General features: G+C 61.5%; 15 protein-coding genes. 7 read left to right on the top strand and 8 right to left on the bottom strand.

Annotated features, from left to right (window positions below):
* Positions 1-4 precede the first annotated feature (4 nt).
* From K3728_09170 to K3728_09145, 6 genes are all read left to right on the top strand, one after another.
* Complete coding sequence (locus K3728_09170; GenBank protein UWQ97361.1) at positions 5-427, top strand: hypothetical protein; 423 nt, start codon at positions 5-7, stop codon at positions 425-427.
* The gene (locus K3728_09165) at positions 424-789 is read left to right on the top strand and encodes a hypothetical protein (protein UWQ97360.1); all 366 of its coding nucleotides are present in this window, start codon (positions 424-426) and stop codon (positions 787-789) included. The genes K3728_09170 and K3728_09165 overlap by 4 nt, the downstream gene beginning before the upstream one ends.
* A 41-nt stretch (positions 790-830) precedes the next feature.
* On the top strand, positions 831-1,232 hold the full coding sequence (locus K3728_09160; GenBank protein ID UWQ97359.1) for a hypothetical protein: 402 nt from the start codon (positions 831-833) through the stop codon (positions 1,230-1,232).
* A complete protein-coding gene (locus K3728_09155; GenBank protein UWQ97358.1) occupies positions 1,229-1,606 on the top strand; it encodes a hypothetical protein in 378 nt (125 codons plus the stop codon). The genes K3728_09160 and K3728_09155 overlap by 4 nt, the downstream gene beginning before the upstream one ends.
* A 93-nt stretch (positions 1,607-1,699) precedes the next feature.
* Complete coding sequence (locus K3728_09150; protein ID UWQ97357.1) at positions 1,700-2,710, top strand: branched-chain amino acid ABC transporter permease; 1,011 nt, start codon at positions 1,700-1,702, stop codon at positions 2,708-2,710.
* Positions 2,707-4,050 (top strand): branched-chain amino acid ABC transporter permease, encoded by a 1,344-nt coding sequence (locus tag K3728_09145; protein UWQ97356.1) that lies wholly within the window; start codon positions 2,707-2,709, stop codon positions 4,048-4,050. The genes K3728_09150 and K3728_09145 overlap by 4 nt, the downstream gene beginning before the upstream one ends.
* A 209-nt stretch (positions 4,051-4,259) precedes the next feature.
* Here the strand turns inward: K3728_09145 and K3728_09140 are convergent, their stop codons facing one another.
* The 4 genes from K3728_09140 to K3728_09125 all read right to left on the bottom strand — a co-directional run bounded on the left by K3728_09140 (position 4,260) and on the right by K3728_09125 (position 9,380).
* Positions 4,260-5,036 (bottom strand): enoyl-CoA hydratase/isomerase family protein, encoded by a 777-nt coding sequence (locus K3728_09140; GenBank protein ID UWQ97355.1) that lies wholly within the window; start codon positions 5,034-5,036, stop codon positions 4,260-4,262.
* A gap of 69 nt (positions 5,037-5,105) precedes the next feature.
* Positions 5,106-5,585 carry a cytochrome c-type biogenesis protein CcmH gene (locus tag K3728_09135; protein UWQ97354.1) on the bottom strand — a complete coding sequence of 160 codons (480 nt, stop codon included), beginning with the start codon at positions 5,583-5,585 and terminating at the stop codon, positions 5,106-5,108.
* Entirely contained in the window at positions 5,582-7,570 is a 1,989-nt protein-coding gene (locus K3728_09130) for a heme lyase CcmF/NrfE family subunit (protein UWQ97353.1), read from the bottom strand. The genes K3728_09135 and K3728_09130 overlap by 4 nt, the downstream gene beginning before the upstream one ends.
* A gap of 259 nt (positions 7,571-7,829) precedes the next feature.
* Positions 7,830-9,380 (bottom strand): DUF853 domain-containing protein, encoded by a 1,551-nt coding sequence (locus K3728_09125; protein ID UWQ97503.1) that lies wholly within the window; start codon positions 9,378-9,380, stop codon positions 7,830-7,832.
* Positions 9,381-9,904: 524 nt separating this feature from the next.
* On the opposite strand from K3728_09125, the gene K3728_09120 reads away from it, so the two are divergent.
* Positions 9,905-10,579 carry an invasion associated locus B family protein gene (locus tag K3728_09120; protein ID UWQ97352.1) on the top strand — a complete coding sequence of 225 codons (675 nt, stop codon included), beginning with the start codon at positions 9,905-9,907 and terminating at the stop codon, positions 10,577-10,579.
* Between the two features lie 107 nt (positions 10,580-10,686).
* On the opposite strand, the gene K3728_09115 is transcribed toward K3728_09120, so the two are convergent.
* Genes K3728_09115 through K3728_09100 form a run of 4 tightly spaced genes read right to left on the bottom strand, consistent with a single transcriptional unit; the run spans position 10,687 to position 14,913 of the window.
* Entirely contained in the window at positions 10,687-11,892 is a 1,206-nt protein-coding gene (locus tag K3728_09115; protein UWQ97351.1) for a beta-ketoacyl-[acyl-carrier-protein] synthase family protein, read from the bottom strand.
* Between the two features lie 3 nt (positions 11,893-11,895).
* Complete coding sequence (locus tag K3728_09110; GenBank protein UWQ97350.1) at positions 11,896-12,162, bottom strand: acyl carrier protein; 267 nt, start codon at positions 12,160-12,162, stop codon at positions 11,896-11,898.
* Positions 12,163-12,190: 28 nt separating this feature from the next.
* Positions 12,191-13,288 carry a UDP-3-O-(3-hydroxymyristoyl)glucosamine N-acyltransferase gene (lpxD, locus tag K3728_09105; GenBank protein UWQ97349.1) on the bottom strand — a complete coding sequence of 366 codons (1,098 nt, stop codon included), beginning with the start codon at positions 13,286-13,288 and terminating at the stop codon, positions 12,191-12,193.
* Positions 13,289-13,317: 29 nt separating this feature from the next.
* Positions 13,318-14,913, bottom strand: coding sequence for a L,D-transpeptidase family protein (locus K3728_09100; GenBank protein ID UWQ97348.1), 1,596 nt, complete (start codon positions 14,911-14,913; stop codon positions 13,318-13,320).
* Positions 14,914-15,117: the final 204 nt, after the last annotated feature.

Genomic DNA, 15,117 nt, shown 5'->3' with positions numbered 1-15,117 from the left:
GGGCATGGGGGCTGGCTTGACCACGGCCATGGCGGCGGCGTTGTGCTGTGCGGCGCCCGCCTTGGCTGCGCTTGAGGATCTGACGCCCGAGGTCTATCGCGGCATCTGTGTCATGACCGAGACTTGCTCCGACACCGGCGCCTGTGGCGCGACGCCCGCTTTGGGGGAATTGCTGGTGGTCATCGACGGGACCGAAACCCACATGGGACGGAACGAGGGCGATCTCCGCCAGATCGACCGTTTCGCGGCACTTCAAGACGCGCTGCCCCTGCCCCAATTGAGCGATTTCCGGCGAGAGTTTCTGGTCGATCTCGCGCCAGACGGTCGCCACCGCCGCTTCGCGGTTCACGTCCAAACTACCAATCCTCAATCCGATGCGCCCGCGCTGCGTCCGCAATATTTCGTTCTGTCGTGTGAGGCCCAATGAGAGCCGCCGCGCTTCTTCTTTTCCTGCTGCCCACCTCGGCCACGGCCAACGGGTTGGATTGCACCTTCACCACCATTTGCAGCCCGCAAACCGATTGCCAAACCCACCCCGGCGTGCCTTTCAGCTTCGAGAACGCCTCGGGAATCTTGAGTTTTTCCGTTCAGGATCAACAGGTAACCGGAACGCCCCTGTCGCACCTAACCGCCCCTGCCATGGGCGCGCTGTTCCAGACCTCGGACACAAGCACCGTTTTGCTGACCATCGCCCCCAACCGCGCGGCGGTGATGACGCAGCAAGACCTCTCTGCCACCGGGGGCGTTCAATCGGTCACTTATTTCGGTACATGTGAGCCCGCCACATGACCCTTCCGCCCCCTGCCTTTCCTCTCAAAAGGAGCCGCCCAATGCGCGTTGCCACCCTCGCCCTTTTCTGCGCCCTGCCCTTCAGCGCTCAGGCACAAGAGGCGCCGGTCAATTGGACCTGCGTGTTAGATATCCTGTGCCCTGACACGGGTGCGTGCCGCGATTGGGACCAACAGATTACGATTGTTGAGGGCGAGGAAAATTGGCAGGTGAACTGGAACGCCGACCTGCCCTCGGATTATGAATTGATCGGGGATTACCTACCCGCTGAGGATGCCGTGGAACAGGTCCGCGTGCGCACACTGTTGTTCCGCAATGACCGTGCCCAATCGACCCAGATCGTAACTTTCGACAGCACCGGCCATGTGGTGGTGACGGGCCATCAGCCGCAAGCGGGCACGCGGGTTGTGACCGGCCTTGGCACCTGTGAGCAGAGCGAGTGAAACAACACCGCCCCTGCCTTTGGCCGCTGGCCTGTGCCCTCGCCCTATTTCCCTTGGGTGCAGCGGCAGAGCCTTGGGCCTGTCAGATGACCGTCCAGTGCGAAAACCTAGATTGTTTCAGCATCAACGACACCTATGAAGTCATCGCCGCCGATCACGCCGGAGAGCTGTTCTTATCCTCGCTCGCCGGGGACCGTCCGGTCGTCCGCCTTGATCCGGGCAATACCACCTCGGCCGACTATGCCAGCGCCGGAGAACACGCTATCGGAGAGCTGCTGACCATCACCCAAGACGGCCTTGCGACCGTTTCCATCCACGGGTCCGAGGGCCCGGCCCGAACCATCACCATTTTTGGCACCTGCGAGGCGCTTTAGCCTCGCTTTTTCTGGCCAACTGCGCCCATGCGCGTTACCAAATACCGATGCAAGCACCACCATAAGGTGCGGCAAACCAAGGGGAGACATTGCGTGGACTATCTCAACGCGCTCGTGGCACTGACGAACTTCGTTATCGTGCCCGCAACCGCCTATGGCGCTCAACTGGCATTGGGGGCGCTTGGCGTTACCTTGATCTATGGCATCTTGCGGTTTTCGAACTTCGCCCATGGCGACACGATGGCCTTCGGCACCATGGTGACCATCTTCGGCACATGGGGTTTGCAGGCGGCGGGGGTGTCCTTTGGGCCGCTTCCCACGGCGCTGTTGGCCCTCCCCCTTGGCATCGCAGTCACCGCCGCGATGATGATCGGCACGGACCGGGTCGTCTATCGCTTCTACCGCGAACAAAAGGCCAAACCGGTCATCTTGGTGATCGCCTCCCTTGGGGTGATGTTCATCATGAACGGCATCGTGCGCTTCTTGATCGGCGTGGACGATCAGCGGTTTTCCGACGGTGAGCGGTTCATCATCCGCGCCCGTGATTTCCGTGACATGACGGGGCTGGACGAGGGCCTTGCCTTCCGAACCACCCAGGGCATTACCATCGTTGTGGCGATCGTCGCGGTTGCGGCGCTGTTCTGGTTCCTAAACCGCACCCGCACCGGTAAATCGATGCGCGCCTTCTCGGATAACGAGGATTTGGCGCTGCTGTCTGGCATCAACCCCGATCGCGTGGTGCTGGTGACTTGGATCATCGTGGCGGCACTGGCGACCACGGCGGGCGTGCTCTATGGGTTGGATAAATCCTTCAAACCTTTCACCTATTTCCAGCTTCTTCTGCCGATCTTCGCCTCGGCCATCGTCGGTGGTTTGGGCAATCCCCTCGGCGCGATCTTGGGCGGCTTCCTGATCGCTTTCTCGGAAGTTGGCGTCACATATGCTTTCCGCAAGGTCGTGGGCTACCTCGGGCCAGAGGGTTGGCAGCCAGAGGGGCTGCTGCAACTGCTCTCCACCGATTATAAATTCGCGGTCTCCTTCGGGATCTTGCTGATCGTGCTGCTGTTCAAGCCTACGGGCATCATGAAGGGGAAATCGGTATGAGCGACGCAACCGCACCCGCCACATCCGCCGCCACTTCGGGCGTGAATACCAAAAACATCCTTCTGTTCGCTTTGGTCGCGGTCCTGTTCCTTGGCACGGGCTTCCTGCAATCCTGGAACACCGCCCTGACAATCTTCAACATGGGCCTGATCAGCTGCATCATGGCCTTGGGCGTGAACATGCAATGGGGCTACGCGGGCCTCTTTAACGTGGGCGTCATGGGTTTCGTGGCCCTGGGCGGCCTTGCCACGGTTCTGATCTCGGTCGATCCGGTGCCCGAGGCCTGGGCCGCAGGCGGCTTGCAAACAATCCTTGGGTTGTTGCTTGGGGCAGGCACGATTGTCGGCGCGATCCTGCTTTGGAGTGCGCTGCCCAAGGGCCGGCTCCGAGGTCTCGTGATCCTTGCCTTCCTGATCATCGGCTACGCGATCTTTCGCCGTGTCTTTGACGCCGGCACCGAAGCGGTAGAGGCGATCAACCCTGCCTCCACCGGCTTCCTCGGTGGCTTGGGCCTGCCTGTGCTTCTGGCATGGCCCGTGGGCGGCCTTCTGGCCGCAGGCGTGGCTTGGATCATCGGCAAAACCGCTCTTGGTCTGCGGTCTGACTACCTTGCTATCGCCACGCTTGGCATCGCCGAAATCATCATCGCCGTGCTCAAGAACGAAGACTGGCTGGCGCGTGGCGTGAAAAACGTCATCGGGATCGAACGCCCTGTCCCCTATGAGGTAGACCTGCAAGCAAGCAACGGCTTCCTTGACTTCGCAGCCAACATTGGCGCCGATCCGGTCACAGCCTCGACCCTGACTGTGAAACTCCTCTACGCGGCCCTGTTCCTTGCGGTCCTCGGCCTGCTGATCTGGCTGTCCGAGAAGGCTTGGAACTCCCCCTGGGGCCGAATGATGCGGGCAATCCGCGATAACGAGGTCTCCGCCTCGGCCATGGGCAAGGACGTGAAGCAACGCCACCTGCAAATCTTCATCCTCGGTTCCGCCGTCTGCGGCATCGCGGGCGCCATGATGACAACGCTCGATAGCCAATTGGTCCCCGGAACCTACCAACCCCTGCGCTTCACCTTCCTGATCTGGGTCATGGTGATCGTCGGCGGATCGGGCAACAACTGGGGCGCGGTCCTCGGCGGTTTTCTGATCTGGTGGCTTTGGGTTCAAGTCGAACCCCTTGGCCTGATGCTGATGCAGGGCATCACCTATGGCATGGAAGACGGCTATTGGCTGCGTGAACACCTGCTCGACAGCGCGGCCCATATGCGCCTTCTGACTATGGGTCTCGTGCTCCTCCTGGTCCTGCGCTTCAGCCCCCGTGGCCTGATCCCCGAGAAATAGGCCCAAACAACACGCAGGGGCCCGATCATGTGCCCCTGCTTCCTCGTTCTTCAAATATCCCGGGGTATGCGCATCTTGATGCGCAAAGGGGCAGCGCCCCTTCCGCCGCCCTAGGGCGGCCAAATATATCGTCGCCTCTGGCGGCAATTCAAAAAAGCGCCGGCGGATCTCTCCGTCGGCGCTTTACTATTTGCGAAGAAGCTTGTGCTTCACCGCCCCTCAAATACCGCCGGGCGCTTCTGCAAGAACGCCATCACGCCTTCTTTGAAATCTCGGGACTTTCCGCATTCGCCCTGCAATTGCCCCTCCAGCAATAGCTGCTCGTCCAGCGAATTCCCGATGCTGGCCCGCATAACCTGCTTGATCCGCTTGAACGCTTCACTCGGGCCCGTTGCCAGATGCATCGCCCGCGCGGTCCACAGGGCCTCAAACTCTGCGTCACTGGCCATTTCCCAGATCATGCCCCACTCAGCCGCCTGTGCCGCGCTGATCTTTTCCGCGAACAAGGCCGCCCCCATGGCCCGTTGCAGGCCGATGGTCCGGGGCAAGGCCCATGTGCCACCTGCATCGGGGATCAGGCCAATGCGCGAGAACGCTTGAATGAACGAGGCCGATTCCGTGGCGATGACCACGTCGCACACCAGCGCAAGGTTCGCCCCGGCCCCCGCGGCGGTGCCGTTCACAGCGGCGATGACCGGAACCGGGCAATCGACGATGGCATTGAGCATGGGGATGTACTCATCGCGCAGGGTGCGCTCCAGGTTCAAGTTGCCCATATTGGCCCGATCGCCCAGATCCTGGCCGGAACAAAACGCAGCGCCGGTGCCGGTCAACACAACCACGCGGGCATCTTGCGCCGCGGCATTGACCGCATGGGTCAGTTCGGCCCGCATCTGCGTGTTCAGGGCATTCATCACCTCTGGACGGTTCATGGTGATAACGGCCATGCCGTCACGGGTTTTTGCGGTGATTGTCTCGTAATTCATCGGCGAGGCCTCCCTAAGGTTGCCCGGACCTTAGCAAAGCAGCGGGGGCAGAAAAGCCTAAACGCCGCGTCAGTTCTGCTTTGGCTCATCCGACAATATAGCCTCCAGCCGCGCCTGCTCCTCCGGGCTCAGCCCGTCCTCGCCGCTTGTCTGAGCACGGGCGCGTCCTCGCACGTAAGTCAGCGACAGGCCCAAGCCCGCCAGAAGCAGCAATGGCCCGGCCAACCACAACGCAATGGTCGAGCCGTCGAATGTCGGGCGCAGCAGCACATATTCGCCGTAGCGGGCCACGATATAGGCCACGGTTTCCGCGTCCGTGTCGCCCGCCACAAGCCGTTCTCGCACCAGCAGGCGCAGGTCTCGGGCCAGATCGGCGTTGCTTTCGTCGATGCTTTCGTTACGGCACACAAGGCACCGGAGCCCTGCGGATATATCGCGGGCGCGTTCCTCTAGCACCGGATCATCGAGCACCTCATCAGGTTGCACCGCGAAAGCGGGGCCTGCCAAAGTGACAACTGCGAGGAGCGTAGCGAGGAGGAGCTGTTTCATTCCGCAGGCATTCCCTTGGCCGCAGGCCGTTGCCGGGCAGCGCCCGCAGCCATGCGATAGCGGCGGTCGCTGAGGCTCAACAAACCGCCCAAAGCCATGACGATCGCCCCGCACCAGATCCAATTGGCAAAGGGTTTGATCCAGACCCGCAGCGCCCACCCGCCGCCCTCTTGGGGATCGCCGAGAGTGATATAGACGTCCCGTGCCACGCCGCCGTCAATACCGGCCTCGGTCGTGGGCATCCCGGCCACCGGATAGATGCGCCGCTCTGGCGACAGCACTGCAATCTCGGCGCCCGTAGAAGGATCGCGAACGATCACCGTGGCGACGGTGCTGAAGTAGTTGGGACCGGGGACGTTATCTTCCACACCCACCAACTCCACCTCATAGGCGCCGACGACGTAGGCCTCTCCCTCATGGGCGACGCGGATATCTTCGATCTGGTAACCGGTCAGCGTGACAACTCCAAAAAGCGTCACGCCCACGCCCGCATGGGCAATGGACTTGCCCCAATCGGCCCTCGGCAAACGCCATAGCCGTTGCATACGGCCGCCAAAAGCACCGCGCCCGGTACGCGACCAAAGGTCCGTTGCCGCGCCCGCCACCAACCAAACAGACAGACCAACCCCCAAAGGCGCAATCGCCGTGCGGCCCGAATACATCGCCCAAGCCAGCAAACCGACCGCAATTGCCAAAACGGCAGCGGGCACAAGCGCCCGCAGGGGCTTGCCGAGCTTTGCGCGTTTCCAAGGCAGCATCGCCGCGACGGGAAGCACAACGGCTAGGCCGAAAACGAAAGGCGTGAAAGCCGCGTCAAAGAACGGCGGGCCAACAGACAGGGTTCTGTCAAAGAACAACTCAGCAATCAGGGGCCAGATCGTGCCGATAAAGACCACGAAGCAAGAGACCGCTAACAGCAGGTTGTTGATCACCAGCCCACTTTCGCGGCTGACGGTGGAGAAGACACCCTTGGCCTCCATCGCGCCGGCACGCAGGGCGAACAACAGCAACGCGCCGCCCATGAAGATTGCCAGAATGATGAGAATAAAGACCCCGCGTTCCGGGTCATTGGCGAAGGCATGGACCGAGGTCAGCACGCCTGAGCGCACGATGAATGTCCCGATCAGCGAGAAGCCGAAGGCGAGGATGGCCAGAAGGATGGTCCAGCTTTTGAGGCTTTCGCGTTTTTCCACCACGATGGCCGAATGCAAAAGCGCCGCCGAGATCAGCCAAGGCATGAAAGAGGCGTTCTCGACCGGGTCCCAGAACCAGAAACCGCCCCAACCAAGTTCATAATACGCCCACCATGAGCCCAAGCCGATGCCAATGGTCAGGAAAATCCAAGCCGCCAAGGTCCAGGGCCGCACCCACCGGCCCCAAGCCGCGTCCACACGGCCCTCGATCAGGGCGGCAACGGCGAAAGAGAAGGCCATCGAGAGGCCCACATAGCCGAGATAGAGAAAGGGTGGGTGAAACGCGAGCCCCGGGTCTTGCAGCAGGGGGTTGAGGTCTTGGCCGTCGAAGGGAGGGGCCGCGAGGCGCAGGAAGGGGTTCGAGGTGAAGAGAATGAAGGCAAAGAATGCCGTGGCAATGGCCGATTGCACCGCAAGCACTCGGGCGCGGAGCGTCGGCGGCAGGCCTTTGCCGAACCAGGCCGCACAAGCGCCAAAGAGGGTCAGGATCAGAACCCAGAGCAGGAGAGAGCCTTCATGATTGCCCCAAACGCCCGAGATTTTATAGAGCAGCGGCTTGGCCGTATGGGAGTTGGCGGCAACGAGGCTGAGGGAGAAATCCGAGGTCACGAAGGCATAGGTCAGCGCCGCGAAAGCAAAGCCCGTGAGCAGGAATTGCGCACTGGCAGCGGGTTCCGCCGTGGCCATCCAAGACTGGTTCCCCCGCGCAGCGCCGAGCATTGGAACGATCGATTGGAAGATCGCCACCGCGAAGGCGAGGATCAGGGCGAAGTGTCCGAGTTCAACTATCATGGGGGTGTTGTAGGCCGCGGGCGGTGGTGACGCCAGAGAGCACCGGGGGGGATGCGACGCTTTGGCGGGGCTTTGGCGGGGCTTTGGCCGGGGGATAACGGGGATGTGAGGGGGCGTGGGTGCGATGGCTTAGGGATATGGCGCGAAGCGACCCTCCGGGGGGAGGTGTATTTGCCAAGGTGAAATGGGGAGGGTTGGCGTGTGACCGCGAGGGCGCGCGCCCGGACCGGGGGGGCGCGCGCCGTTTTGGGGCTGGGTGCTAGCGGCCGCGGAAGAGGCCACCGAGGATGCCCCGGACCACGGCACGGCCCGACTGGGTGCCCATTTGGCGGGCAAAGCTTTTGGCAAAGGCGGTGCCGACGCTATCGGAGCGGCTGGAGCGGCGGCGCGGTTTGGAGGTGGAGCGGCTGACGCCGCCGCCGGTATAGCGGCGACCGGCGCGGTATTCCCGCTCGGCTGGGGGGGCCTCTTCTTCCTTGGCTTCCGCTTGCTCGGCTTCACGGGCCGCGGCGGCCGCGCGTTCCTGGAGGATTTCATAGGCGCTGGTCCGATCTTGGACGGCCTCGTATTTACCTGCAACGGGGGATTGATCCATGACCTGGGAACGGGTCGCGGTGGATATCGGGCCCAATTGCGACGACGGGGGCCGGATCAGCGTGCGCTGCGCGATGCCGGGGATGCCTTTACGTTCCAGAAGCGAGGTCACCGCCTCGCCCACGCCCACTTCACGGATCGCGTCTTCGATATCGAAGGCGGGGTTGTCGCGGTAGTTTTCCGCGGCCTGTTGCAAAGCGCGACGATCTTTGGCGGTGAAGGCGCGCAGGGCGTGTTGGACACGATTGCCAAGTTGGCCGAGGATATCTTCGGGCACGTCCGCGGGGTTTTGGGTGATGAAGTAGACGCCCACGCCCTTGGAACGGATCAGGCGGGCGACTTGCTCTACCTTATCGACCAGCGCCTTTGGGGCATCCTCAAACAGCAAATGCGCCTCATCGAAGAAGAACACCAGTTTGGGTTTATCGGGGTCGCCCACCTCGGGAAGGGTCTCGAACAATTCCGACAGCAGCCAGAGAAGGAAGGTCGCATAGAGGCGCGGCGATTGCATCAGCTTGTCGGCGGCGAGGATGTTGATCCGCCCTGCCCCGGCCTCGTCCGTGAGAAACAGATCATCGAGGTCCAGCGCCGGTTCGCCAAAGAAGCCTGTGCCGCCCTCATTATCGAGCACCAGAAGCCGCCGTTGGATCGCGCCGACAGAGGCGGTCGAGACATTGCCGTAGCGCAGAGACAGCGTTTTGCGGTTTTCACCGACCCACACCAGGAGGGCTTGCAGGTCTTTGAGGTCGAGGATCGGCCATTCCTCTTCATCGGCGACGCGGAAGGCGATGTTCAGCACACCTTCCTGCGCATCGGACAGGTCCAGAAGACGGGCCAGCAGGAGCGGGCCCATTTCGGCGACGGTCGTGCGGATCGGGTGGCCTTGTTCGCCGAAGAGATCCCAGAAGGTGACCGGGAAAGCACGGTAGGCGTAATCGGCGAAATTGATGGTTTGCGCCCGCTCGGTGAACGCACCGTGGAGTTTGAAACCTTCGGACCCTGCTTGAGCCAGACCAGAGAGATCGCCCTTCACATCCGACAGGATCACCGGCACGCCCATGGCCGAGAAGCTTTCGGCGAGGATTTGCAACGTCACCGTTTTGCCGGTTCCCGTGGCGCCAGCAATCAGGCCGTGGCGGTTTGCGTAATCGGGGCGCAGCAATTGCGCCAAGCCATAATCCGGCCCGCCGCCGCCCACGAAAATACCGTTGTTCACCTGCTCTGGCATTGCGATTTGTCCCTGATCTCAGTTTTTCTCCGCTGAACAATACATTTTTAACCTTTCTACGCCAGAGTGAGTTCATCACCACGCCTTTGGCGCGGTGTTGACTTCCTCCCTGTCAACTGGCCGCGCCGCTCTGGCGCGGTTCTTTTATGGGCAAGCGCTTGTATTTAAATAGGAAATGATACTCATCACATTCCTTGAAATGGGCTGTTGACGGGTCGCGACCTGTCCCTTAGGTTGCTGTACACAAGTCGGCCAGTCCGACAGGGAGAGACAAAAGAAAAGGGTCCGTACTACGGACCCTTTCGCCTTTTCAGGGCCGCGCATCAGTGCCGCCTATCTCGACTTTCGCCATATTCCCCACCCGACTGATCCAATCCGCAATCCTTTGCCGATGCCCCCCACCGATCCGCATTTTGCGCCTGACAGACCAGCCCCCTACATGATAGCCACCTTTCTTAACGGCCATTTGTTAACGGGCCGAGTAGACTGACGTTTATAAGGAAGCGCATCGTATGACGTTTTTTAAGCCGATCGTTTTGGGCTTTGTAGCCGCCCTGACCCTGCCGAGCCTTGCCTTGGCACAGGCTGCTGAGCCGCTGGTATTGCCAGACCGCAGCGAAGTGGAGGCCGGAGAGCCTTACGTCGCGGAGATTTTCCGCGACTGGCAGGTGCGGTGTATCCGTTCGGAAGGCGAAGACATCCCAGACCGTTGCGAGATGTTCCAACTGTTGGAAGAGGAAAACGGCAACCCCGTGGCTGAATTCCGCATCGCGGCCGCCTTGATCGACGATGGCGAAACTGTTGCCAACGCAACGATCCTCACACCGCTCGATACACTGCTGAGCCCGGGCCTTCAGATTCGCGTTGATGACGCCGAGCCCGCCGTTGTGCCCTATGCGTTCTGCCGCCCCATTGGGTGCTTTGTGCAACTGTCTCTGACGGCGGAAAACGTGGCCCAGTTTGAGAACGGCGCCGACACGCAGGTGGTTTTGTTTGCCCTCTTGCGCGATGAACTTGGTCAAATGGGCGGCGCGCCTGTCCCCACGACCGCCTCTTTGCGCGGGTTCACCGCCGCGTTCGACTCCCTGCAAGAACGCATTACCGAGGTGCGTGCCTTTATTGCAGCTCAGGAAGAAGCCGCAGCCGCCGAAGGGGATGCGGAACCGACGGAAGAAGCGACGGAGTAAGCTCCCGGAAGTTACGCCCGACACATGCCTCGGCATATGCGGGGCGGCAAGATTGGCCCGCTGGAGCGATCCGGCGGGCTTTTCTTTGGCTCGTTCTCTGAGGTTTCTTAGGGCGCGGCGCGGAGCGCCAGAACTGCGTTCAAGCCCCCGAAGGCGAAGGCGTTCGATAGGCAGGCATCAACTTTGGCATCTCGCGCCTCGTTGGGGACAACGTCCAGAGCGCATTCGGGGTCAGGTTCCTGATAGCCAATGGTCGGCGCAATCACCCCGTCTTTCAGGGCCATGATGCAGGCCAAAAGCTCCACCGCGCCGGTGCCGCCGATCAGGTGGCCATGCATGGATTTGGTAGATGAGATCATCAGATCATCGGCATGGGGGCCGAAGACATGGGCCACGGCGGCGCATTCCACCTTGTCGTTGGCCGCCGTCCCGGTGCCATGGGCGTTGATGTAGCCCACGTCCTCGGGGTTCAGCCCGCCGTCTTGCAGCGCCGCGCCGATGGCCCGCGCCGCGCCCTGTTGCGAAGGCATCACGATATCCGCCGCGTCCGAGGTCATGGCGAAGCCCACGACCTCAGCAAGGACTTCGGCCCCACGGGCACGGGCATGGTTCAACTCCTCGAACACGAAAACCGCCGCACCTTCGCCTTGCACCATGCCGTTGCGGTTTGCCGAGAACGGGCGGCAGGCGTCCTTGGACATGACGCGCAAACCCTCCCACGCTTTGACGCCCCCAAACGACAGCATCGCCTCGGACCCGCCAGTGACCATCACATCGGCCCCGCCGTAACGGATCAGGTTGAAGGCTTGCCCCATCGCGTGGTTGGACGAGGCGCAAGCCGTCGCGACCGAGAAACTCGGCCCCTTCAGGTTCCATTCCATCGACACATGGGACGCGGCCGCGTTGTTCATCAATTTGGGCACCACGAAAGGATGAACGCGGTTCTTCCCTTCCTCGTAGACCGAGCGGTAGTTTTCATCCCAGGTGTTCACCCCGCCCCCGGCAGTGCCCAGAACCACACCGGCGCGCGCCGCTGCCTCACCGGAAAAGCTCATACCATCAAGGGCTTGGCGGGCCGCGATCAGGGTGAATTGGGTGAAGCGGTCATATAGGGCGATCTGCTGGCGGTTGAACAGGCTTTCAGGGTCATAGCCCTTTACTTGACCGCCGATCTTGACGCTGAGCCGGTCCACGTCACGCAATTCCAGCTGAGAAATCCCGCAGCGCCCTTTGCGAAATGCCTCTAGGGTCGAGGGCACATCGGCCCCCAGCGCATTGATCGTGCCCTGCCCGGTAATCACAACGCGGCGCATGGGTTAACCCTTTTGCTCGGCCAGAAGGCCTTCCACCGCCCGTACAATCGCCGCCACCGAGGAGATGTCGAATTCCGACGCCTCAGGCTCATTGGCGTTGAAGGGCACCTGGATGTCGAAAGCTTCTTCAATTGCGAAGATGGATTCGACCAGTCCAAGGCTGTCGATCCCCAGATCGTCCAGCGTCGATGTCTCTGCAACATCGCCCGGTTCAAGCACGGCTTGCTCGGCGATGATCGCGATAATCTTATCTTTGACGGTCGTGGCCATGGCTCTCTTCCCGCTGGTTGGCGCTGGTCTAAGACGTCTTGTCTGGCTTGGAAACGGCTTTTTGCAGATCCGAGACGATGCGGGCCGTACGCGGCAGGCGGCGCAGGGCCTTATACATCTCGACATGGGTGTCCATCTTCACCGCCGGATGCCCCATGACCATGCGGCCCGCAGGCACGTTGGTGAACAGCTTCGAAGATCCCGCCGCCACAACGTCATTGCCAATAGTGATATTGTCGCTGACGCCGCATTTGCCGCCCAGAACCACGCGGTCCCCCATCTGGACCGAACCTGCAAAGCCGGTTTGGCCGCAGATCAGGCAATCTTTGCCGATCACGCAGTTATGGCCGATGTGCACGAGGTTATCGATCTTGGTGCCGTCGCCGATTTCCGAGTTCGCAATCGTGCCGCGGTCAATCGCCGTATTAGCGCCCACTTCGACATCATCGCCAATGATAAGGGAACCGAGGGAATGGATGCGCACCCAAGATTGCTCTGTCGCGGTTTCCGTCGCTGTGCCCAGACTTTCGCGGGCACGTTCGACCTGCGACTTCTGTGGGGTCACGAAGCTGAAGCCATCGCCGCCCAAAACCGCACCGGGTTGGGCAATGAAACGGTGCCCGATCTGGACGTGGTGGCACACACGCACCCCTTCATGAAGCAGCACATCATCGCCGATCTGCGCCCCATCCTGGATGGAGCAATGGGACGCGATCCGCGCCCGGGCGCCAATACGAACCCCCGCGCCGATCACCACAAATGGACCAATCGCGGCCCCTTCCCCGATCTCGGCACTCGGGTCGATCACGGCCATGGGGTGTAGACCGGGCTTAAGCCCGGGACCCGCGTCCATCGCCGCCGTCACACCGGCCATGGCATAACGCGGTCGCGGCGCAATAATCGCGGCTTCCAGCCCCAACGCCTGCCAATCCATATCCGCGCCGATCACCGCAACCCGAGCTCGGCCCGCCCGTAAGCCTTCCGCATATTCGGGTCGCATCGCCAGCGCCAAATGCTCTGGCCCTGCCTGCGCCGGCTCGGCCACGCCCGTCACCAAAAGATCAGCGGCGCCCAAGACCTCTGCCCCAAGCGCCGCTGCAATATCTTTTACGCTGAATTCAGCCATGTCATTCCCCGAAGCTTTCGGGGACAGGATTAGCTGTTCACGCCTCTGATCTCCACCCCAAGGTTCTGGATCGCCTGACGCAATTGCGCGTTCCGCCCGTAGATGTCGTTGCGGAAGTTCAGGCGGCCCTCGGTATCAACCCAAGAGGTCCAGTAAACGATGTGAACCGGAATTGGTGTTTCAAGGTTCACCTGAGTCTCGCGGCCCGAATGCAGGATCGTGTCGAAGAAGGTACGGCTGTCTTCTTCCTGCGCAGCAAGAAGATGGTAGGCCAGCTCATAGGGGTCATCCAAACGGACACAGCCCGCGGAATAGGCCCGAACCTCGTGGGTCATCAGGTGCTGATCGGGGCTGTCGTGCAGATAGATGTTCCACTGGTTCGGGAACATGAACTTCACCAAGCCAAGGGCATTGCGCGGACCGGGGGGCTGGCGCAGGTCGAAGGGGAAGTTCCCCGCCGAAACCCGGCTCCAATCCACGTTGGCACGGCTTACCGGGCGGCCGTTGGACATCAGCTCCAGATGGTTCGCCCCCCCCGCGATGATCGAAGGGATGTACCCCCGCGCAATTGACCGTGGCACGTACCAGCTGGGGTTAATCACCAGATGCTCCATCGTGTCCGAGAACTCGGGCGTACGACGGTCGCTATCGCGCGAGCCGATGACAGAGCGGGTGATAAAGGTCACTTCCCCATCATCAATCACGCGGGTGTGGAAATCCGGCAGGTTGACGAAGACGTGGCGCGGGCCGCGTTCGAAATTCAGCCACCGCTGACGTTCCATCGCAAGGATAACCTCGGACAGATGCTCAGTCGCGGACCGGTTTACGGCGCGGATCGTGTCGCTCCCGGCGATCCCGTCGGCGGTAATCCCGTTATCAACCTGAAACTCCAACACGGCCTGTTGCAGGCGCACGTCGTATGTCGCCGTGGCCGAGCGGTCCAGGTAGCCCATCGCCATCAGACGGTTGCGCAATTGCACAACCGAGCTGCCAGTTGCCCCCGGCGCGAGGGAGCCCGCTTGGACCGTGGGACCATAGCCGCCCTCGTCGATCAGGCCTTCCAGGCGAAGCTTTGCACGCTGCAACCGCGTGTATTCCGGGTGCTGAGGCGGTAGCGACGCGATGTATTCATAGGGGTTTGACGCGGCGAACTCGGTGAAAAGCTCTAGCGGATCACGGCGCGGCAAGGTGTGAACGATGTCCCCCACGATGTCGCCCGGCTCCAGGAAGCCCGAATGAATGTCGCGGGCATACTGCAAGAACAAAAGCGAGGCCTGAACGTCGGCGCGGCCCATCTCGTAGGGATTCGTCGCGCTTTCAAATGCGGCCACCAGATCAGTCGTGTCGTAGCGCTGCGTCGGCAAACCGTGGTTATGGGCGTCTGCCAGCGCGCTAAACAGCGCGTTGCGGCGGTCGGCGGCGTCCGCGGTCGTCCAAATCGGCTGGAAGTCACGCTCGCGGTAGAAAGCGGCAAGCTGCTCTTCCGTGGAAGATGCCTCGGCGATGGCTTGGCGCAAAGCTGAGAACGCCTGCGCTTCGGCTTGGCTTGGGGTCAACATGACCGACACCATCGGCGTCCCGGCCAAGGCCAACGACAAAAGCGAAAGCTTTGCGAATTTCAACATCTTACATATCCCCGCAGCGGTAAACTTTGAGCAGTCATTCAATGGAAATCACCCTCGCGTGATGACGCGTCAGTGTCTATTCACGTTTTTGTAAGATTTTACCGGTAGTTTCAATCCTGCAACGGTGGAAACCCACCCTTGTGACAGTGATTGGCCCCCGAACTGCACCCGGGCGTGATCGTGCTTCTGGCCCATCTTTGCCGG

Source organism: Rhodobacteraceae bacterium M385 (assembly GCA_025141835.1).
GTDB lineage: Bacteria > Pseudomonadota > Alphaproteobacteria > Rhodobacterales > Rhodobacteraceae > Gymnodinialimonas.
Note: the sequence above shows the minus strand (reverse complement) of the source record. Positions and strands in the feature narration are given on the sequence as shown.

Excerpts from the sequence above, each read along its gene's own strand:
- K3728_09170 (UWQ97361.1), top strand. The coding sequence starts at position 5 with ATGGGGGCTGGCTTGACCACGGCCATGGCGGCGGCGTTGTGCTGTGCG.
- K3728_09140 (UWQ97355.1), bottom strand. The coding sequence starts at position 5,036 with ATGAATTACGAGACAATCACCGCAAAAACCCGTGACGGCATGGCCGTT.
- K3728_09100 (UWQ97348.1), bottom strand. The coding sequence starts at position 14,913 with ATGTTGAAATTCGCAAAGCTTTCGCTTTTGTCGTTGGCCTTGGCCGGG.
- K3728_09130 (UWQ97353.1), bottom strand. The coding sequence starts at position 7,570 with ATGATAGTTGAACTCGGACACTTCGCCCTGATCCTCGCCTTCGCGGTG.
- K3728_09135 (UWQ97354.1), bottom strand. The coding sequence starts at position 5,585 with ATGAAACAGCTCCTCCTCGCTACGCTCCTCGCAGTTGTCACTTTGGCA.
- K3728_09160 (UWQ97359.1), top strand. The coding sequence starts at position 831 with ATGCGCGTTGCCACCCTCGCCCTTTTCTGCGCCCTGCCCTTCAGCGCT.
- K3728_09165 (UWQ97360.1), top strand. The coding sequence starts at position 424 with ATGAGAGCCGCCGCGCTTCTTCTTTTCCTGCTGCCCACCTCGGCCACG.
- K3728_09115 (UWQ97351.1), bottom strand. The coding sequence starts at position 11,892 with ATGCGCCGCGTTGTGATTACCGGGCAGGGCACGATCAATGCGCTGGGG.
- K3728_09145 (UWQ97356.1), top strand. The coding sequence starts at position 2,707 with ATGAGCGACGCAACCGCACCCGCCACATCCGCCGCCACTTCGGGCGTG.
- lpxD (UWQ97349.1), bottom strand. The coding sequence starts at position 13,288 with ATGGCTGAATTCAGCGTAAAAGATATTGCAGCGGCGCTTGGGGCAGAG.
- K3728_09120 (UWQ97352.1), top strand. The coding sequence starts at position 9,905 with ATGACGTTTTTTAAGCCGATCGTTTTGGGCTTTGTAGCCGCCCTGACC.
- K3728_09110 (UWQ97350.1), bottom strand. The coding sequence starts at position 12,162 with ATGGCCACGACCGTCAAAGATAAGATTATCGCGATCATCGCCGAGCAA.